This window comes from Vibrio ordalii ATCC 33509, assembly GCA_000257205.1.
Taxonomy (GTDB): Bacteria; Pseudomonadota; Gammaproteobacteria; order Enterobacterales; family Vibrionaceae; genus Vibrio; species Vibrio ordalii.
The window spans coordinates 44,212-63,225 of the sequence record AEZC01000192.1 but is presented as its reverse complement, the minus strand read 5'-3'; the positions used below and the strand labels follow the sequence as shown (position 1 = coordinate 63,225).

Here is a 19,014-nt window from a genome sequence, read left to right as displayed (position 1 = left end):
AAAAAGCAGACATGGGTGCATCACTGGCTGATTATGCTGCATGGAATGAAATGGCTGATTTTATTGCCAAGCCTAATGATGATTTTATTCGCGACAGTATTGGTGATCACGCCTTTGAATCTAAGTTACTCGACGGTATTTTTATTTTTAATCCGGATATGCGGTTAGTCTGGGGCATGTTTTATGACTATGATACTGGCAATGAAGCCAGCTATGATACGATTCGATATAATTTTGGTGATATTTTGGCGAGTGCGATGAAAGCACCGAAAGATTTCATCAAACCGGACCTCAGTTTTATCGTGATAGATAACAAACCTTTTATCGTCGCAACCTCTCGAGTTTGCAATAGTAATGCAAAGGAATGCGATAAAGGTTATTTACTTTTTTTAAAAAGGATAAGCGAGCAGTTTATCAATGAGCTTGTGACGGCGACAGGTGTCAATGTGGAAGTGATGTTGATCAATAAGCGCAATGATCAACCTATTGTCGCTGCTCAACCTACTGTCGCGCCACACAATAACAATATTTCCTACCTTGAAATGCTTGATTACCGAAACCGCCTCACCATATTAATTAAAATAAATCATACGGTTAAAGTGCCGCCATTTATTCAATGGCAGGAGCTTTCAGGGCTTGCCGCTTTCTCTATCCTGATGTTCTTCTTGAACTTAGTCGTAGCGAATAAAGTGGTTAAGCCAATTAACAATGCTAATCAAGTATTGGAGCAATTTAAAGCTTCGGGTGGAAAGATGCCTAGTGAACGCTCCTTTATATCGAAGGAAATGAAGGAGTTTTCTCGTACGATGAGCCAAATAGTATGGGAGCTGGAAATTAGTCGGCGTGAACTAAAATGGCAATCAGAGCACGATCCACTCACACGTATTGCGAACCGTCGCCGTTTAGAAAAGGTCTTTAAAAGCTATATTGTTGATTATCAATTCAGGCATATCGTACTGTTTTTAATCGATATTGACTATTTTAAACTATTCAATGATCACTACGGCCACTTAGATGGTGATGAAGCATTGAAATCAGTGGCTTCTAGCTTAAATACTCTGGATTTTAGCGGTGAAAAACTGGTTGCTCGCTTTGGTGGAGAAGAGTTTTGTGTAGTTTTGGCGAGCGACATCGAAATTGATGGTCAAGCTTATGCTAAACGACTGATCGAATCGGTTGAATCGCTGCGCATTACCCACCAATTTTCCCAAGCTAAGAAGACACTTTCAATCAGTGTCGGAGGGGTTGAGATTGATACACCGCAGTTGAGTCACTATCTAGATTTTTTTCATGTGGCTGATAGAGCACTTTATGCAGTCAAAGCCCAAGGAAGAGGTCGTTACCTCGTGCAAAAATTCACCTCTAATCTCCCGTCAGTATTGCCTGTTCAATAATCTTTACGAAGTAAATTCTGTTTATTTTTGCACTGATTGTGCGATAAATAAGCAGTGCGATTGCTCAGTTTGATGGTCTGCATTACTGTACTAGCTAACTAGTCTATTGATATTTGTGTGAGTGGTATGACACAGTCTGATTTTCGTGAACATTTTGGTTCACGTCTTGGTTTTATTCTTGCGGCGGCGGGTGCGGCGGTTGGCCTAGGTAATATCTGGGGCTTTCCAACCCAAGCGGCAAGTAACGGCGGCGGCGCATTCTTATTGGTTTATTTGGTGATGATCATGGTCGTTGCCTTCCCTATGTTAGTGGTTGAAATGGCGATAGGCCGTTTTGGGCAAGCAAACCCTGTTGATAGCATGCGCTCATTAACGCCTCATCCACTAGGTAAAATGGTCGGTGGCTTTGTCGGTTGGATTGGTTTGAGTGTTCCTAGTGCGGTACTGGCGTTTTACAGCATCGTCGGTGGTTGGCTAATCTGCTTTTTACTCGGTGCGATGACTGAGTTATTGGGTTTTGTGGAAATCACAGCTTGGTTGAAAGGGTTTAGTGTTGAGCGTAACTTATTCGGAACCTTAGTGTTTTATATTTTGACGATTCTAATCGTGCAAGGTGGTGTTAAAGACGGGATTGAAAAATGGTCAACGCGTTTAATGCCTGCATTGTTTGTACTGTTTGGTGTGCTGTTTGTTTACATCATGATGCAAACTGGTGCGATGGAAGGTTTACAACACTATTTGGTCCCTGATTTTTCAAAGGTGTTTGACAGACATCTCTTACTGGCGGCAATGGGGCAAGGTTTCTTCTCATTAACCATAGGTGGCTGCTCGATGCTGATTTACGGATCTTATCTGAGTAAGCAAGAAAACCTGCCGAATATGGCACTAAATGTGACTTTAGTTGATACCGCCGTTGCTTTTATTGCTGGTCTTGTCGTGTTGCCTGCGATGTTTGTTGCGATGCATAAAGGAGTGGAAATCTATGCCGCTGACGGTTCTTTACTCAATTCAGACACGCTCGTTTTTACCGTGTTGCCATTGATGTTTGATAGCCTTGGTTGGATGGGTCAGGTGTTTGCTATCGTATTTTTCACTTTACTGACGATCGCCGCGTTAACCTCTTCTATCTCTATGCTGGAATGCCCTGTAGCCTTAGTCAGCGAGCGTTTTAATACGAAACGTGCACCAACAAGCTGGGTATTAGGCGCGTTAATTGCGCTAGTCAGTGTTGTTATTGTTTATAACTTTGGTGCGCTATTTGGCTTAGTGGCGACGGTTGCGACGCAATATTTGCAGCCGACAGCAGCGCTGATGTTCTGCCTATTTGGCGGTTGGGTATGGCGTCGTCACTCGAAGGTCAAAGAGTTAGAGCAAGGTTTCCCTGAGTTCCAATTGGGTTGGTTTGGTAAAATCTGGCCTTGGTACGTGAAATTTGTCTGCCCTGTATTAGTGGCTACGGTGATTTGGGCCTCGTTCGGTTAATGAGTTACTTTCTTCATCCTAGTCACGCTTAAACATAATAAAGCCCTTTGAGTAAGGGCTTTATTATTGAACTTATGTGTCTCTATTGTTTAGACTTATCGACTATTTAGACCATCGACGGTGGCATCAAGTGTCCCGTGGTTAGAGGTTCTAAATCGCTATCTGCGACCTCTTCAATAAAGTCGCCCACGACTTGCTCAACCATCTCATCGCTTTGCGAGAAGTAGGCGAGATGGAATACGGCATCTCCTTCATTAACAAGAGGCAGAGTTTGTTGGCCAATCACAATACCACCCTTATTGGCTCTTAATTCGACTTCGACATGACCAAGCGGTGAGTTGATATAAGCAAGCACTTGTCCTTTTTCGACCTTGTCACCAAGCGTCACCACAGTGCGCAAGATGCCATCGCTTTCGGCTCTGAGCCAACTGGTTGATTTTGCGATGATCGATGTCGGTACGGCCTTGCGACTCTTGCGCATCATACCAATGGCTTGCATGGTGCGTTTTACACCGACAATACCCGAATTGATGGCAATGGGTTCAAATTTTAGCGCTTCACCTGCTTCATAAGTTAATACTGTGATGCCTGATTTCTCCGCTTCACTTCTGAGCGAGCCATTACGCAGTGGAGAGTCGATGATCACTGGGGTTGCAAATGCTTGGGCAATACGCAAGGTTTCAGGATTAGTGAGATCGGCGCGGATTTGTGGCAAATTCGTGCGATGAATCGCACCAGTATGCAGGTCGATGATGTAATCACAACGTAAAGCGACTTGGGAAAAGAAAGTATGTGCAATGCGAGAGGCGAGGGAGCCAGTTTCACTTCCAGGGAAGCAGCGATTGAGATCGCGTCGATCAGGAAGGTAGCGAGATTTATGAATAAAGCCAAAGGCATTGACGATGGGGACAACAATCAGTGTCCCTTTTAGTTTTTGCGGGTCGATGGAGTTGATCAGTTGACGGACTATTTCAACGCCGTTCAGTTCATCACCATGGATGGCGGCATTGATCATCAAGGTTGGGCCAGTGGATATTCCATTAATGATTTCGATAGGAATAGAGAGCGGCGAGTGTGTATAAAGCTTAGCCGCTTCTAGCTCCATTGCCTTGCGCGTTCCTGGGGGAACTGAATCCCCCAGGAAATGAAATGCTGTGTTTTTCCTAACCTTTGCCACGTGTTTTTGTCCCTTTCGTTGCCGCATTTTTTTCAATAAATTCGACAATCAACCCGGCGATATCTTTACCAGTAGCAGCTTCAATACCTTCAAGACCTGGCGATGAATTGACTTCCATCACTAGTGGGCCACGTTCCGATCGCAAAAGATCCACACCCGCAACATTGAGACCCATAATCTTCGCCGCATCGATAGCCGTCTTACGTTCTAGGGGAGTAATTTTTACCAAAGAGGCCGTTCCGCCGCGGTGTAGATTAGAGCGAAACTCACCATCGGCACCTTGCCGTTTCATGGCTGCGATAACTTTGTCGCCAATAACGAAACAGCGAATATCGGCGCCACCGGCCTCTTTGATGTACTCTTGCACCATGATATTGGCTTTCAGGCCCATGAACGCTTCGATCACACTTTCTGCTGCTTTGCGTGTTTCCGCTAACACTACACCGATGCCTTGAGTTCCTTCAAGTAATTTAATCACTACCGGTGCTCCTCCGACCATGTCGAGTAAGTCTTTGACATCATCGGGTTTACTGGCGAAACCTGTAATTGGCATACCAATGCCGCGACGAGACAATAGCTGCATTGAGCGAAGTTTATCTCTGGAACGGCTAATAGCCACAGATTCATTGACGGGATAAACCCCCATCATTTCAAATTGGCGTAATACCGCAGTGCCGTAAAACGTAACGGATGCACCAATACGAGGAATGACTGCATCAAAACCCGCTAACTCTTCACCTTTAAAGTGAATTTCGGGTTTTTCAGAATTGATATTCATATAGCAACGCAGCCCATCAATCACTTTGACTTGGTGGCCACGGCTTTTACACGCTTCAATTAGACGCTTGGTTGAATACAACGAAGCATTACGTGACAGAATACCAATTTTCATTATTTGCTCTCCTCGAAAGCGATTAAAAACGATTTAGTAGGATCAACTAAAATTCGATGGTGCATTGCGGTGCGACCTAATAGCATGCGAAAACCCATATTTTCGCGATTGGTTAACGTTATTTCAATGGGCCAAGTTTGGTCGCCCAAACTAACGTCTGACTGAATAACGTAACGGGATTCTTCATGGCCGCCAGAATCACGGACGATTCGTTCATCGAGGACCTTAGCTTCACAAACCGTGACTTTTTCATTATTACGTTGCAAAGGATGGATCCAAAAGCGAACCCAAAGAGCCTCTTCTTTGGTGAAGCTCTCTACCTTAAATGCGTGTAAGCACGACGTGCGGGCTCCGGTATCGACTTTGGCATTAATTTGCTCAATACCTAACCCTGGAAGGATGAGAGTTTCTCGCCATCCGACAATCATTTTTTCTTTCATCGCAGTTTCAATATTTTTGGAGAATGTAAGACGCCGCTAAGGAGTAGCCGCATCCCCGATACAACTTTTAAATGGTGTTATCGCTTGAAGAGAGTGTGGTGAATAACTCTAGGAACTTCAAGGGGGCGAACTCTAGCAGTCACAAAAAATGTGCGCTAATGAAATTAATTTGCCTTATCGATAAAATTAATTGATAGAAAAGATGTCGAAGTGGAGGCCGAATTCCCTTGCTAAAGCAAGATATTCATCTACTTGCTATTAAAAAATGGCTAAGGAATTCGACATCCGAGTAGGTGTTAAGCTTTGGCTGGAATGTGCTCTAGTAAGGCAACCATTTGCTCCCAGAAAAGGTCGACTGTGTCGATCTTAACTTTCTCATCCGGTGAGTGAGGGAATTTAATGGTTGGGCCAAATGAAACCATATCCATATCTGGGTAAGGTTTTTTGAAAAGACCACATTCTAGGCCAGCATGGATAACCATGATATTCGGTTTATGACCGTAAATACCTTGGTACATGTCTCTGAAAACAGCCATGATCTCTGAATCGGCATCTGGTTTCCAGCCCGGATAAGCACCAGTAAAGGCAATTTCCGCATTCGCTAGCTCAGCAACGGATTTGAGCATGCTTTCAACCTGTTGGCGACCTGAATCAATCAGAGAACGAATAAGGCATAACACAGTCACAGAGTTTTCTTGTGTGGTAATCACACCGACATTCAATGAGGTTTCAACCACGCCTTCAATTTCATCGCTCATCCGTATCACACCGTTTGGACATGTGTTTAATGCGGCAATAAAACGTTGTTGATCAACAAGAGCGAAGACGTTTTTCGCATTCTCTTGTGGGTTGTTGAAGGTGACGATTCCCGTTTCCACGCGTCCAAGCTCTTCTTTCACGAGCAGGGTGTAGGCACTAAATAGTTTATCCAGTTTCACTACATTTTCTGCAGGAATGGCCACAGTGACAAAGGCTTCTCGAGGAATGGCGTTACGCAAGCTACCACCGCGAAACTCGATCAAACGTAAATCAAGCTCTTGTGCGTGACCAGCAAGAAAGCGAGCCAGCAGCTTATTGGCATTCCCTCGGCCGGTATGAATATCACACCCTGAGTGACCTCCTTTTAATCCTTTTAAAGTCAATTGACGCGTTATGTAACCGACTGGCATGGCTTGTCGTTGGATATGAAAAGTCATTGCACCATCAATACCACCAGCGCAGCCCATATACACTTCGCCCTCTTGCTCTGAATCAGTATTGAGCAGGATCTCTCCTTCTAACCAACCCGCTTCAAGGCCGAAAGCACCAGTCATACCCGCTTCTTCATCAATCGTCAGTAACACCTCAATAGGACCGTGCTTGAGCTCTTTTGACGCGAGAACAGCCAAACATGCTGCCATACCCATGCCGTTATCGGCACCTAAAGTGGTTCCTTTGGCGGTTACCCATTCGCCATCGATGTACGGTTGGATAGGGTCCTTAGCAAAGTCGTGCTGCGTGTCTTCGTTTTTTTGCGGCACCATATCAATATGAGCTTGTAGAACCACACCTTTCTTATGTTCCATTCCAACTGTCGCTGGTTTTTTTATGAAAACGTTGCCGGTTGGATCTCGGCGTACCGCTAAACCCTGCTCTGTCGCCCACTGGATGATGTGTTGGGCTAAGGCTTCTTCATGCTTAGACGGGTGAGGAATGGAACAGATTTTATCGAAAAATTGCCATACGGGTGCCGATGACAATTTACTGATTTCAGAATAGAACTCAGACACGGAATACTCCTTTTATTCGAGCTTGCCAGATCATAAACAGGCGAAATGTTTCTTTGGTAGCGATATCGACTAGATCTGAGCATGACTTGTAGTGGTGGACAGCATACCACTCCCGACAATCAGCGAGTAGCCTCACCGCTTGAGAATTGTTTTGTTGGTGTCACATTAAATCGACTGGAGCGTATAAAAGAGATGACACAATCGGCGATGAGATTCTTCCCCTTACCATCTAAGAATCATTTTTTGCTGATATTTGTGTAATTTAATTACCTGTATCTATTGATGTAGATCATTAAAATAAAGTTATGTGATTTTTGTCACGCTCAATATTGTAATTTAATTTCTTAGTGGTATATTTGTAACCAACTTCGAAAGCGAAGAAAAAATGCTCAAAGGATGAGTCCGTTTATCGCCTCCATGGAACCGAGAAATCAAATTCATGTTCAATTGATTTTATAAGGTGATAGTTATGAAAGGTTTACCATCTGCAATGTTCTGGACAAACAAGTCTGTTTACACTGGCAACTTTGCTTACCCAACAAGCTTTGGTTATTAAGACCTTAAGCATGTTACTTGAACAGTATGTTCACCCCCTAAATATTGGAATTTTTTTGTAGTCAGTTTGGCTAAAATGATTCGCCGCCACCTCAGATGAGGTGGCGTTTTTTTATCTCAATGTTCCACACTTCCTTTACAGCTCGGTGACAAGACGATATTGAAGCCTGCTTTTTATTTTTGAAGAAATGAAGCGCGACTAGGTTCATAAGCTATTAATAAAAGCATATTGCAGCCTTAATTCTATCTGGAATTTGTGATCTGATCTCTCTATAATCCTCAGCCAATCGATTACGCAACCGTTTACTCTTTACCCTTTATAGGACTCGATCATGCTCGAAAGGCTATTTAAACTCAGTGAATATGGTACAAACGTGCGCACTGAGGTTATCGCAGGAATGACGACATTTCTCACGATGGCATACATTATCTTTGTTAACCCTGCGATTTTAGCGGATGCCGGCATGGACCGTGGTGCAGTATTTGTTGCTACGTGTCTTGCGGCGGCTATTGGCTGTTTCATCATGGGCTTTGTCGCCAACTACCCAATTGCGCAGGCTCCTGGTATGGGGTTAAACGCATTTTTTACTTACGCCGTTGTGCTCGGTATGGGATATACATGGCAAGTTGCGCTGGCGGCGGTATTCGTTTCTGGTGTGCTGTTCATTTTTCTTAGTATCTTTAAAATCCGTGAGTGGATCATCGGTTCGATTCCGATGTCATTACGAACGGGGATCTCGGCCGGTATTGGACTTTTTCTTGCCTTTATTGCCCTGAAGAATGCAGGCATTGTGGTTGATAACCCTGCAACTTTGGTTTCTGTCGGCGCAATTACTTCTCTTCCTGCTGTACTCGGTGCGATAGGTTTCTTCCTGACGATTGCTTTGGTTCATCGTGGTTTAAAGGGTGCCGTAATGATCGCGATTCTTGCGGTTACTGGCCTTGGTTTAGTGTTTGGTGACGTTCAGTGGCATGGCATTATGTCGGCACCACCAAGTATTGCGCCAACTTTTTTGCAGCTTGATTTCTCCGCCGTTTTTGAAGTGGGTATGATCTCAGTGGTGTTTGCGTTTCTGTTTGTCGATCTATTTGACACGGCTGGCACCTTAGTTGGCGTGGCGCAAAAAGCAGATTTGATTGGTAAAGATGGTAAAATTCCACGTCTAAATAAAGCATTGCTTGCCGATTCTACTGCTACGTCAGTCGGTGCCCTGCTAGGTACATCAAACACAACCTCTTACATTGAAAGTGTGGCGGGTGTTGCTGCTGGCGGGCGCACAGGGCTGACTGCAGTGGTTGTTGGCATTTTGTTCTTACTTGCATTATTCTTCTCGCCATTAGCTGGAATGATCCCTGCGTACGCTACGTCTGGTGCATTATTTTACGTGGCAATTTTGATGCTTTCTGGTTTGGTCAGTATTGATTGGCGCGATTTAACAGAAGCGGCTCCTGTCGTCGTTACCTGTTTATTAATGCCGCTGACATTCTCTATCGCAGAAGGTATTTCTCTTGGTTTCATTGCTTATGCGGCTATCAAACTATTTAGTGGCAAAGGGCGCAGTGTATCGATGAGTGTGTGGGTAATGTCAGCCATCTTCATCTTTAAATATATCGCCTCTGCAATGTAATGAACGACACAGATTATTTAAATAATTAGGTTTACAACAATGAGTAATAAATTCGTTATCACTTGGGACAATATGCAGACTTACTGCCGTCAATTGGCAGAAAAACAGATGCCTGCAGAGCAATGGAAAGGTATTTGGGCTGTGAGCCGTGGTGGTCTGGTTCCTGGTGCCATATTGGCGCGTGAATTAGGTATTCGCCATGTCGATACGATTTGCATTTCAAGTTACGATCATGATCACCAGCGTGACATGACAGTGATCAAAGCACCTGAAGGTGACGGCGAAGGTTTCTTAATTGTTGAAGATTTGGTTGATAGTGGTGATACCGCACGTAAGCTACGTGAAATGTATCCTAAAGCGAAATTGATTGCGGTGTGTGCGAAGCCTTCTGGAGTCAGCTTGTTAGATGATTACGTTGTCGATATTGCTCAAGATACCTGGATTGAACAGCCATGGGATATGACGATTCAGTACGCAGAACCGATTAACCGTAAGCAAAAGTAATGGTTTTCTTTGCGTTTATTTGAGAATGGCCCTTTATCGGGCCATTTTTTTTATTACTATTAGAGCACCGCTCTCAATTGAATCGACTTATGTCTGAATCTAATAGCCAAAATCTTTCTGAAAAATTATTTCAGAAACACAAGCAAGCTCAAGAAACTTCGGCATTGATTCGCTATATGCCAAGTAGCCAAGAAATTTTGGACCTAAAAAAACAGCAAGAAGGGTACGTTTGGTATCGAAACCTTAGGCGTTTACAGTGGATATGGCAAGGTGTTGACCCAGTAGAACAAGAAGAAGTTTTCGCACGCATTGCCTCTTCGAAACATTCGCGAACCGAAGCGGATTGGCTCGATACGGTTATGGGTTATCACAGTGGCAACTGGGCATACGAGTGGATCAAACTAGGTATGCGTCACCAAAAGCGCGCTAATGGCAAACAAGATGAAGAGGCGGCCAATGAACTTTTTTCCGCGTCGCTCTGCTTTAGCATTGCTGGCTATCCACATCTAAAAAACGATAATTTATCCTTACAGGCACAGATACTGTCAAACAGCGCTTACAATGAAGCGGCTAAGCTGACTCGTTATGTGATTAAGCAGGTTGAAGTACCCTATAAGAATAAAAAAATAGTCGCTAATTTACATTTACCTAATACCGATAGGCCTCATCCGGTCGTTTTGGTTAGCGCTGGTTTAGACAGTTTGCAGACCGATATGTGGCGTTTGTTTAGAGATTATCTCGCGCCTAGAGATATTGCGATGTTAACCATTGATATGCCCTCTGTCGGTCATAGCTCCCATTGGCCTTTAACCGAAGACTCCTCATGCCTGCACCAAGCGGTACTCAATGAACTGGAAAGCTTACCTTGGGTTGATCATCGAAAAGTGGGGCTTGTTGGATTTCGATTTGGTGGTAACGCTATGATCAGGCTCTCTTTTCTAGAGCAAGATAAAATCAAGGCTTGTGTTTCATTAGGTGCACCTATCCACGATATTTTGGCCTCGCCAGAAAAATTGAAAAAAATGCCTAAAATGTACATCGACGTACTGGCTTCTCGTTTAGGTAAAGAAGTCGTTGATATTAATAGTCTCGCTGGGTTGATGCGGGCGTGGTCACTGAAAGTGCAAGGTTTTCTAACCAGTCGGCGCACAAAGGTTCCAATCTTAGCTTTAGGATTAGAAGGCGATCCCATTTCACCCTATTCGGATAATCAATTAGTTGCAATTTTTAGTGAATATGGCAAAGCAAAACAGATAAAAAGCAAAACAATTACACAAGGATATGAGCAATCCCTCGATTTAGCGATAAAGTGGTTAGAAGATGAGCTATTTAGGTGACTTTTCTACTAAATTAGTTAAGCATGATATTGGTATGCGGTAACAAGCATATGATTAATAAAAATAATGATCGTTCTTAACATTGAAATGGAGAGTCAATATGTCAGAAATGACCCACAGCCCGACTCATTATCGCTTATTGTCTGCTTTAAAAGCTATTGGACCTTATTTACGAGAAGGCCAATGTCGTGAGGATCACTACTTATTTGATTGCCTTGCGTCTTGCGTTAATGACAAAAAATCCCCAGAAAAACGAGAGTTTTGGGGCTGGTGGCTGGAACTTACTAAGAAAGAATCAGGGTTTGAGGCTAAGTATCATACAGGACGTTACAACTTAGCTGGCGCGTGGGATGCTGACGCAATTCCTAAATCCGTGTTTTCTGAAGTCAAACGTACCCAAGAAGAGTTTCATGCCAAACTGGTAGCGAGTCTCTATGAGCGCTTTGAATTGAGTGTTGAGATTGCACAAGATTCCGCTGAATTCGTCTGATTTTCGTTATCCCCTTACCCTCGTGATGAAAAAGGTGCTTTTTAGCACCTTTTCTACTTGTGAATTATTGCTTTGATTGCTAAAACATCAGCTCTTATGTGTTTTCCATTTCAGAAGAAATCATGACAACGAATCAACAAAGCGGAAAAGCGGTGCAACTTCAAACAATCGTTGTGAAGCTAGGAACCAGTGTATTAACCGGTGGTACTTTGGCGTTAGATAGAGCTCATATGGTTGAGCTTGTCCGCCAATGTGCTGAACTGAAAAAGCAAGGCCACTCAGTGGTGATTGTATCGTCGGGCGCAATTGCCGCTGGTCGAGAGCACTTAGGTTACCCCGCACTCCCCAACGCAATGGCTAGCAAACAGTTGCTTGCTGCGGTTGGGCAGAGTCAACTGATTCAAGCATGGGAATCTCTTTTTGCTATTTACGGGATTAAAATCGGTCAAATGTTGCTGACTCGGGCCGATCTAGAAGATCGTGAGCGTTTTTTGAATGCGCGAGATACCATTAATGCTTTGGTCGAGCACGATATTATTCCTGTGGTCAACGAAAATGATGCCGTGGCAACCAGTGAAATCAAAGTGGGCGACAACGACAATTTGTCAGCCTTGGTCGGTATCTTATGTGGCGCCGATAAACTGCTGCTGCTCACTGACCAAAAAGGACTCTTCACCGCGGACCCGCGTAAAGATCCTAACGCTGAATTGATTAAAGAAGTCAAAACCATTGATGATACCTTGCGTAAAATCGCTGGGGGTAGTGGTACTAAGCTTGGTACCGGAGGTATGGCAACTAAGCTTCAGGCCGCTGATATTGCTCGTCGTGCAGGGATTGAAGTCATTATCGCCGCAGGGCGTGCCAGCAACGTTATTTTTGACTCTTTAAGTGATGCGCCACAAGGCACCCGTTTCTTGCCATGTACCGAAGCGTTAGAAAACCGCAAACGCTGGATTTTAGCGGGTCCTGCCGCTTCCGGTGACATTGTCATTGATGGCGGAGCCGTCAACGCTGTAGTCGCTAATGGCAGTAGCTTATTAGCGAAAGGGGTAGTGAATGTCAGTGGTACTTTTGCACGTGGTGAAGTGGCGCGAGTAACCGATAAAGAAGGCGTATTAATTGCCCGTGGCATCGCCGCTTATTCCAGCCAAGACTTAGCCAAAATCGCGGGCAAACACAGTAAAGATATCGGAGGCATTTTAGGTTACGATTATGGCTCAGAAGTCATTCATCGCGATGATCTTGTTGTGATCCAAGAATAGTAAGGAAAAGAAAGTGGATTTAACCATAATGGGTAAAGCCGCCAAACAGGCCGCTTTCCAGCTCGCTACCGTTTCAACGACACAAAAAAACAATGCATTAGCGATCATTGCCGATGAACTGGAGGCGCAGAGCGCCGCGATTTTAAAAGCGAATGCTCAAGATATCGAACTGGCCCGCCAAGCAGGGTTGAACGATGCCATGCTTGATCGCCTATTGCTCAATGAATCGCGCCTGCAAGCCATTGCTAATGACGTGCGTAATGTGATTAATCTCAATGACCCTGTCGGTAGTGAAATCGATAGCCGAGTGCTTGAAAACGGATTGTCATTGTCTCGCCGCCGAGTACCGTTAGGTGTGGTGGGCGTTATTTATGAAGCGCGTCCGAATGTAACCATTGATATTGCGGCATTGTGTTTAAAAACGGGTAACGCCAGTATTTTACGGGGAGGGAAAGAGACCTTTTTCTCCAATATGGCGCTAGTCAACGTTATTCAATCGGCGCTAGAAAAAGCACAACTACCAGCGGCTGCGGTGCAGTATATTGAAAAACCGGATCGCGAACTGGTTTCACAGCTGCTCAAGCTGGATGAATATGTTGATATGATCATTCCGCGCGGCGGCGCTAGCCTACATAAAATGTGCAAAGAAAACAGCACGATTCCGGTGATTATTGGTGGTTTTGGCATTAGCCATATTTTTGTTGACCAATCGGCGGATCTGGATAAATCAGTCGAGGTAATTGAAAACGCCAAAATTCAGCGCCCTTCTGCGTGCAACGCACTGGATACTTTGCTGGTTCATCAAGCGATTGCCAGTGAATTTTTGGCAAAACTGGTGCTACGACTTAATGATCAAGTGACCTTCGTTGTCGAGCCAAAAGCCCAAGCCTGCATGAGTCATGCAAGACAGTTGAGAGAGGCCGTTGAGGGCGATTTTGACACCGAATGGCTAAGTTACACTTTGGGCGTCAAAGTGGTCGATGACGTGCAGCAAGCGATTGAACATATGCGTGAACACAATGCAAGCCATTCGGATGCGATCATGACAAATGACCTATTTAATGCAGAGCTGTTTATTAATTCCGCGGGCTCTGCTGCAGTGTATGTCAATGCTTCGACGCGTTTTACCGATGGGGCTCAATTTGGTTTAGGCGCTGAAGTGGCCGTTTCGACCCAAAAATTGCACGCTCGCGGGCCGATGGGCTTAGAAGAGTTGACCAGTTACAAGTGGGTTGGCAAAGCCAATTACTTATCACGTCGCTAAGTTCTTTTTGTGATGGCTAACGGTGCGAGTTAACAAAGTGTGGCCGTTAACACAATAGAGATTGAAAAGGGGCTGATGCCCCTTTTGCGTTCAACTTGCGTACTAATTCCGGTACACTGATGCTCATTGCTATGGAGGTGATATGCATTGTCCTTTTTGTTCAGAGAACGACACCAAAGTGATTGATTCTCGTCTTGTCGCAGATGGCCATCAAGTGCGCCGTCGCCGTCAATGTTTGGCATGTAATGAACGTTTTACCACGTTTGAATCGGCCGAGCTCTTGATGCCAAGAGTCATCAAATCAAATGGAAATCGTGAACCGTTTAACGAAGATAAAATGGTCGGTGGTATACAGCGAGCATTAGAAAAACGCCCCGTCAGCGCCGATGCGATTGAGCTTGCAATCAGTATGATTAAATCTCAGTTGCGAGCCACTGGTGAGCGAGAAGTCCCAAGTAAAATGATTGGTAACTTGGTGATGGAGCAGCTCAAAGTACTCGATAAAGTCGCTTACATCCGCTTTGCCTCCGTGTATCGCAGTTTTGAAGATATTCGTGAGTTTGGTGAAGAAATCGCGAAGCTGGAAGATTAATCGCTTATGTTTACTCCTTTTGATTATCAAATGATGTCGCGAGCCATTGAGCTTGCCAAAGGTGGCGTTTTTACCACTCAACCTAACCCCAATGTCGGCTGCGTGATCACTCAAGGAGAGCAGATTGTTGGTGAAGGTTTTCATGCGCGTGCTGGTGAGCCGCATGCCGAAGTGCACGCCTTACGCATGGCAAAAGAGCAAGCGCAAGGCGCTACCGCTTATGTCACTTTAGAGCCTTGCTCGCATCATGGCCGTACACCGCCTTGCGCTGAAGGCTTGATTAACGCCAAAGTGGCGAAAGTGATTTGCGCAATGCAAGATCCGAATCCTCAAGTCGCTGGGCGTGGTATTCAAATGCTGCGTGACGCTGGGATTGAAGTCGAAGTCGGTTTGTTAGAAGCGGATGCCATCGCGCTCAATCCGGGTTTTATTAAACGCATGACAAGTGGGATGCCCTTTGTCCAATTGAAAATGGCCGCAAGTCTTGATGGACAAACGGCACTCAATAATGGTCAGAGTCAATGGATAACTTCAGCAGCCGCGCGGCGAGATGTGCAAAAATTTCGCGCCAAAGCGGGTGGGATTTTATCGACCAGCAAAACAGTGATTGAAGATGATGCTTCATTGACTGTGCGTTGGGATGAACTGCCTCCATCAGTGCAAGTGAACTACCCAAAACATCAGTTACGCCAACCGGTGCGAGTCATTCTTGACAGGCAAAACCAACTCCATGATGGTCTAAAGCTGTATCAACATTCCGGTGAAGTATTGGTGCTTGGCACTGAACATACGTCATTGCTCAATAACAACCAGACACAATTTGAGTTAGCGGATACCTTAGCTTATTTAGCTGAGCAGTCACAAATGAATCATCTCTGGGTAGAAGCTGGTGCCACACTGGCTCGTTCACTGATCCAAGCCCAATTGGTTGATGAGATCATTTTGTACTTAGCGCCTAAAATCATGGGTAGTGATGGTCGGGGGCTATTTGGTGCTTTGGGGCTATCTTCCATGGCGGATACGCTAGAGTTAATCATCAAAGATGTACGACAAGTTGGGCCGGATATTCGGATCATTGCCGTACCTAAAATAAAAGATAAATAGCATGTTTACAGGAATTATCGAGGCGGTAGGTACACTTGCCGCGATTACACCCAAAGGTGAAGACATCAGTGTGACCGTGAAAGTCGGTCATCTTGATATGAGCGATGTCAAACTTGGTGACAGTATTGCCACAAATGGTGTCTGTTTGACCGTGGTAGATTATAACAGCACTCAATATACAGCGGATCTCTCACTAGAAACGCTCAACAAAACCGGGTTTGCTCACTATCAAGTTGGTGACAAGGTCAACCTAGAAAAAGCCATGTTGCCCACCACTCGTTTTGGTGGACACATTGTTTCTGGGCACGTTGACGGTGTTGGTGAAATCATTGAACGTAATCCTGTTGGTCGTTCGATAGAGTTTTGGGTAGCGATCCCACCAGCATTGAATAAATACGTGGCTGAAAAAGGCTCAATTACAGTAGATGGTATCAGCCTCACTGTGAATGATTTAAGAAAGAATGCCTTTAAGCTGACCATAGTGCCTCACACTTCTGCCGAAACGACCATTGATGCGTTTCATGTTGGGCGTAAAGTGAATTTGGAAGTGGATGTGCTCGCGCGTTATATGGAGCGTTTGCTGCAAAACCAGCAAGATGAAGAGACACCAGAGTCGAAAATTAGCTTAGCATTTTTACAACAAAATGGTTTTGCGTAAACCGCGCATTGTCCCATGCCACCACGGTCGTGGATAAATCTAAGTCAGAGACTGTGCGGAAAATAGTTCAGCGATAGGAAAATAGAGTATGCCAATAAGTACCCCGCAAGAGATCATTGAAGATATTCGCCTTGGGAAAATGGTCATTTTAATGGATGACGAAGATCGTGAGAACGAAGGTGACTTGATCATGGCCGCCGAGCACGTTACTCCTGAAGCGATTAATTTTATGGCTAAATTTGGTCGTGGCCTGATCTGCTTAACCATGACTAAAGCTCGTTGTCAGCGTTTAGGCTTGGCTCCTATGGTGCAGGATAATAATGCTCAATACACCACCAACTTTACCGTCTCGATTGAAGCGGCCGAAGGCGTAACCACCGGCATTTCAGCGGCCGATCGCGCCGTGACGGTACAGGCTGCGGTGGCGAAAGAAGCGAAAGCTTCAGACTTAGTGCAACCTGGGCACATTTTCCCACTGGCTGCGCAAGAGGGGGGCGTTTTAACTCGCGCGGGGCACACTGAAGCCGGTTGTGATTTGGCGCGCCTTGCGGGATTAGAGCCCGCCTCTGTAATCGTCGAAATTTTAAATGATGATGGCACCATGGCGCGTCGTCCTGATCTTGAAGTGTTTGCCGAGCAACATGGTTTAAAACTCGGTACGATTGCCGATCTGATTGAATATCGTAACAACACTGAGACGACCATTGAGCGTGTTGCACAGTGCAAGTTGCCTACAGAATACGGCGAATTTGAACTGATCACTTACCGCGACGTGATTGATAACCAGATCCACTACGCATTGCAAAAAGGCACATTGGATGGTCAAGCGCCCTTGGTGCGAGTTCATCTGCACGATACCTTTACCGATTTGCTGCGTAGCGATCGCAATGCTGAGCGCAGTTGGACTTTAGATAAAGCGATGCAGCGTATCGGCCAAGAGGGCGGCGTATTGGTCATTTTAGGTAATGAAGAGTCGAGCGATTTATTGATCCATCGCGTTAAAATGTTTGAGCTGCAAGATAAGGGCCAAGCGCCTACTTTAGCGAAAAAACAAGGTACTTCACGCCGAGTTGGGGTTGGGTCACAAATTCTGGCGGATTTAGGCGTTCGTGATATGCGTTTACTCTCCTCAGCCAATAAAAAGTATCACGCTTTAGGCGGTTTTGGCTTGAATGTGACAGAGTATGTTTGTCAATAACCTCATCCCGGTTTAGCGCTTAGAACCTCACGTCACATTTAAAAATACACCGTGATAAACCCAATAAAGGAAGCCAAACGCTTCCTTTATTATTTCGCTGATTAGCCGCTTGGTTTGCCGTCTAAGCCGAATTTTCATTAGATATTGCTCACAAAATTGTGCTAGAATCCGGCGATTCTCACTTGTGTATATAGTTAAAGGAAGGCTTATGAAAGTGATCGAGGGTGGTTTACCCGCACCAAATGCAAAAATTGCTATCGTTATTTCTCGTTTCAACAGTTTTATTAACGAAAGCCTGCTTTCTGGTGCAATCGATACTTTAAAGCGTCACGGACAAGTTAGCGATGACAATATTACTGTTGTTCGCTGCCCTGGTGCTGTCGAATTACCTCTTACTGCTCAACGCGTAGCAAAAACGGGTAAATACGACGCTATTGTGTCTCTTGGCACTGTGATTCGTGGTGGTACGCCACACTTTGATTATGTGTGCAGTGAATGCAATAAAGGTTTGGCGCAAGTGTCTTTGGAATACAGCCTTCCAGTGGCATTTGGTGTTCTAACTGTTGATACCATCGATCAAGCCATTGAACGCGCGGGAACCAAGGCTGGTAACAAAGGTGCAGAAGCTGCACTAAGCGCGCTTGAGATGATTAACGTTCTTTCAGAAATCGATTCCTAATGGGGGCCAGTGTGAAACCAGCCGCACGTCGTAATGCACGTCAATTTGCGCTACAAGCAATTTATTCTTGGCAAATTACAAAAGAAAATGTTGCCACTATCGAAGAGCAATTCCTCTCGGGTGGTAAGTATGATGAAGAAGAGCATCATGCTGCTGAGCCAGCGTTAGCGGCTCCAGAAACCGACGTTGCATATTTCCGTGATCTACTCACGGGTGTAGTGCTAAGCCACACAGAGCTAGATAGCAAATTGCGTCCTTTCGTGTCTCGTCCAATGCAAGACTTAGACATGATGGAATTGGCGTTACTTCGTTTAGCCATGTACGAAATGACTCGTCGCGATGATGTGCCATATAAAGTGGTCATCAATGAGGCGATTGAGTTAGCAAAAGTATTTGCTGCTGAAGATAGCCATAAATTTGTGAATGGCGTGCTTGATAAAGCCGCCCCACATGTACGCAAAAAATAATAAGTCGTTTTAAAATAAAAGGTCAGCATTCGCTGACCTTTTTTATGACGGATCTTTCTCCGCGAAAGCCCTAAGCGATGAGAAATGATGTACAGAATAAAAACTCAGGGCAGGGAATTTTT

19 protein-coding genes are annotated in these 19,014 nt (G+C 44.9%); 15 read left to right on the top strand and 4 right to left on the bottom strand.

The features are described from left to right. Together VOR_RS17250 and VOR_RS0113070 are read left to right on the top strand one after the other, a co-directional pair. A partial coding sequence (locus tag VOR_RS17250) for a sensor domain-containing diguanylate cyclase (protein ID WP_010320148.1) occupies window positions 1-1,394 on the top strand: 1,394 nt, incomplete at its 5' end. Window positions 1,395-1,520: 126 nt separating this feature from the next. Then, window positions 1,521-2,876, top strand: a complete 1,356-nt coding sequence (locus VOR_RS0113070; protein ID WP_010320147.1) for a sodium-dependent transporter — start codon at window positions 1,521-1,523, stop codon at window positions 2,874-2,876. A 106-nt stretch (window positions 2,877-2,982) separates the two neighbouring features. Here VOR_RS0113070 and VOR_RS0113065 read toward each other — a convergent pair whose 3' ends face one another. The 4 genes from VOR_RS0113065 to VOR_RS0113050 form a co-directional block, all read right to left on the bottom strand. Then, window positions 2,983-4,080, bottom strand: a complete 1,098-nt coding sequence (locus tag VOR_RS0113065) for a succinylglutamate desuccinylase/aspartoacylase family protein (protein WP_029627182.1) — start codon at window positions 4,078-4,080, stop codon at window positions 2,983-2,985. Beyond that, entirely contained in the window at window positions 4,040-4,945 is a 906-nt protein-coding gene (gene rimK / locus VOR_RS0113060) for a 30S ribosomal protein S6--L-glutamate ligase (protein WP_010320145.1), read from the bottom strand. The genes VOR_RS0113065 and rimK overlap by 41 nt, the downstream gene beginning before the upstream one ends. Then, window positions 4,945-5,385 (bottom strand): ATP-dependent zinc protease family protein, encoded by a 441-nt coding sequence (locus tag VOR_RS0113055; RefSeq protein ID WP_010320144.1) that lies wholly within the window; start codon window positions 5,383-5,385, stop codon window positions 4,945-4,947. The genes rimK and VOR_RS0113055 overlap by 1 nt, the downstream gene beginning before the upstream one ends. A 296-nt stretch (window positions 5,386-5,681) precedes the next feature. Further along, entirely contained in the window at window positions 5,682-7,154 is a 1,473-nt protein-coding gene (locus VOR_RS0113050) for an aminoacyl-histidine dipeptidase (RefSeq protein ID WP_010320143.1), read from the bottom strand. Window positions 7,155-7,623: 469 nt separating this feature from the next. Here VOR_RS0113050 and vcdP point away from each other — a divergent pair, with 469 nt between their 5' ends. The 13 genes from vcdP (at window position 7,624) to nusB (ending at window position 18,892) form a co-directional block, all read left to right on the top strand. Next, window positions 7,624-7,710: a small protein VcdP gene (gene vcdP, locus VOR_RS19315; RefSeq protein WP_481008213.1), complete on the top strand. Its 87-nt coding sequence runs from the start codon at window positions 7,624-7,626 to the stop codon at window positions 7,708-7,710. A gap of 331 nt (window positions 7,711-8,041) precedes the next feature. Next, on the top strand, window positions 8,042-9,337 hold the full coding sequence (locus tag VOR_RS0113045) for an NCS2 family permease (RefSeq protein ID WP_010320142.1): 1,296 nt from the start codon (window positions 8,042-8,044) through the stop codon (window positions 9,335-9,337). Window positions 9,338-9,376: 39 nt separating this feature from the next. Beyond that, complete coding sequence (gpt, locus tag VOR_RS0113040; RefSeq protein ID WP_010320141.1) at window positions 9,377-9,841, top strand: xanthine phosphoribosyltransferase; 465 nt, start codon at window positions 9,377-9,379, stop codon at window positions 9,839-9,841. An 89-nt stretch (window positions 9,842-9,930) separates the two neighbouring features. Continuing rightward, window positions 9,931-11,178 (top strand): esterase FrsA, encoded by a 1,248-nt coding sequence (gene frsA, locus VOR_RS0113035; RefSeq protein WP_010320140.1) that lies wholly within the window; start codon window positions 9,931-9,933, stop codon window positions 11,176-11,178. 100 nt (window positions 11,179-11,278) lie between these two features. Next, window positions 11,279-11,668, top strand: coding sequence for a sigma factor-binding protein Crl (gene crl, locus VOR_RS0113030; protein ID WP_010320139.1), 390 nt, complete (start codon window positions 11,279-11,281; stop codon window positions 11,666-11,668). A 122-nt stretch (window positions 11,669-11,790) separates the two neighbouring features. Further along, on the top strand, window positions 11,791-12,930 hold the full coding sequence (proB, locus tag VOR_RS0113025) for a glutamate 5-kinase (protein WP_010320138.1): 1,140 nt from the start codon (window positions 11,791-11,793) through the stop codon (window positions 12,928-12,930). Between the two features lie 13 nt (window positions 12,931-12,943). Continuing rightward, on the top strand, window positions 12,944-14,194 hold the full coding sequence (locus tag VOR_RS0113020; protein WP_010320137.1) for a glutamate-5-semialdehyde dehydrogenase: 1,251 nt from the start codon (window positions 12,944-12,946) through the stop codon (window positions 14,192-14,194). 142 nt (window positions 14,195-14,336) lie between these two features. Continuing rightward, entirely contained in the window at window positions 14,337-14,786 is a 450-nt protein-coding gene (nrdR, locus tag VOR_RS0113015; RefSeq protein WP_010320136.1) for a transcriptional regulator NrdR, read from the top strand. Window positions 14,787-14,792: 6 nt separating this feature from the next. Beyond that, on the top strand, window positions 14,793-15,890 hold the full coding sequence (gene ribD / locus VOR_RS0113010) for a bifunctional diaminohydroxyphosphoribosylaminopyrimidine deaminase/5-amino-6-(5-phosphoribosylamino)uracil reductase RibD (RefSeq protein ID WP_010320135.1): 1,098 nt from the start codon (window positions 14,793-14,795) through the stop codon (window positions 15,888-15,890). Window position 15,891: 1 nt separating this feature from the next. Continuing rightward, window positions 15,892-16,548 (top strand): riboflavin synthase, encoded by a 657-nt coding sequence (locus VOR_RS0113005; RefSeq protein WP_010320134.1) that lies wholly within the window; start codon window positions 15,892-15,894, stop codon window positions 16,546-16,548. A gap of 88 nt (window positions 16,549-16,636) precedes the next feature. Further along, window positions 16,637-17,746, top strand: coding sequence for a bifunctional 3,4-dihydroxy-2-butanone-4-phosphate synthase/GTP cyclohydrolase II (gene ribBA, locus VOR_RS0113000; protein WP_010320133.1), 1,110 nt, complete (start codon window positions 16,637-16,639; stop codon window positions 17,744-17,746). 208 nt (window positions 17,747-17,954) lie between these two features. Then, window positions 17,955-18,425: a 6,7-dimethyl-8-ribityllumazine synthase gene (gene ribH / locus VOR_RS0112995; RefSeq protein ID WP_010320132.1), complete on the top strand. Its 471-nt coding sequence runs from the start codon at window positions 17,955-17,957 to the stop codon at window positions 18,423-18,425. Continuing rightward, a complete protein-coding gene (gene nusB, locus VOR_RS0112990) occupies window positions 18,425-18,892 on the top strand; it encodes a transcription antitermination factor NusB (RefSeq protein ID WP_013856197.1) in 468 nt (155 codons plus the stop codon). Before ribH ends, nusB begins: the two co-directional genes overlap by 1 nt. Window positions 18,893-19,014 lie beyond the last annotated feature (122 nt).

Coding starts and splice junctions, on each gene's coding strand:
- ribH (WP_010320132.1), top strand. CDS start 17,955: ATGAAAGTGATCGAGGGTGGTTTACCCGCACCAAATGCAAAAATTGCT.
- VOR_RS0113070 (WP_010320147.1), top strand. CDS start 1,521: ATGACACAGTCTGATTTTCGTGAACATTTTGGTTCACGTCTTGGTTTT.
- frsA (WP_010320140.1), top strand. CDS start 9,931: ATGTCTGAATCTAATAGCCAAAATCTTTCTGAAAAATTATTTCAGAAA.
- ribBA (WP_010320133.1), top strand. CDS start 16,637: ATGCCAATAAGTACCCCGCAAGAGATCATTGAAGATATTCGCCTTGGG.
- nrdR (WP_010320136.1), top strand. CDS start 14,337: ATGCATTGTCCTTTTTGTTCAGAGAACGACACCAAAGTGATTGATTCT.
- gpt (WP_010320141.1), top strand. CDS start 9,377: ATGAGTAATAAATTCGTTATCACTTGGGACAATATGCAGACTTACTGC.
- VOR_RS0113065 (WP_029627182.1), bottom strand. CDS start 4,080: ATGCGGCAACGAAAGGGACAAAAACACGTGGCAAAGGTTAGGAAAAAC.
- VOR_RS0113005 (WP_010320134.1), top strand. CDS start 15,892: ATGTTTACAGGAATTATCGAGGCGGTAGGTACACTTGCCGCGATTACA.
- rimK (WP_010320145.1), bottom strand. CDS start 4,945: ATGAAAATTGGTATTCTGTCACGTAATGCTTCGTTGTATTCAACCAAG.
- VOR_RS0113045 (WP_010320142.1), top strand. CDS start 8,042: ATGCTCGAAAGGCTATTTAAACTCAGTGAATATGGTACAAACGTGCGC.
- VOR_RS0113055 (WP_010320144.1), bottom strand. CDS start 5,385: ATGAAAGAAAAAATGATTGTCGGATGGCGAGAAACTCTCATCCTTCCA.
- ribD (WP_010320135.1), top strand. CDS start 14,793: ATGTTTACTCCTTTTGATTATCAAATGATGTCGCGAGCCATTGAGCTT.
- crl (WP_010320139.1), top strand. CDS start 11,279: ATGTCAGAAATGACCCACAGCCCGACTCATTATCGCTTATTGTCTGCT.
- nusB (WP_013856197.1), top strand. CDS start 18,425: ATGGGGGCCAGTGTGAAACCAGCCGCACGTCGTAATGCACGTCAATTT.
- proB (WP_010320138.1), top strand. CDS start 11,791: ATGACAACGAATCAACAAAGCGGAAAAGCGGTGCAACTTCAAACAATC.
- vcdP (WP_481008213.1), top strand. CDS start 7,624: ATGAAAGGTTTACCATCTGCAATGTTCTGGACAAACAAGTCTGTTTAC.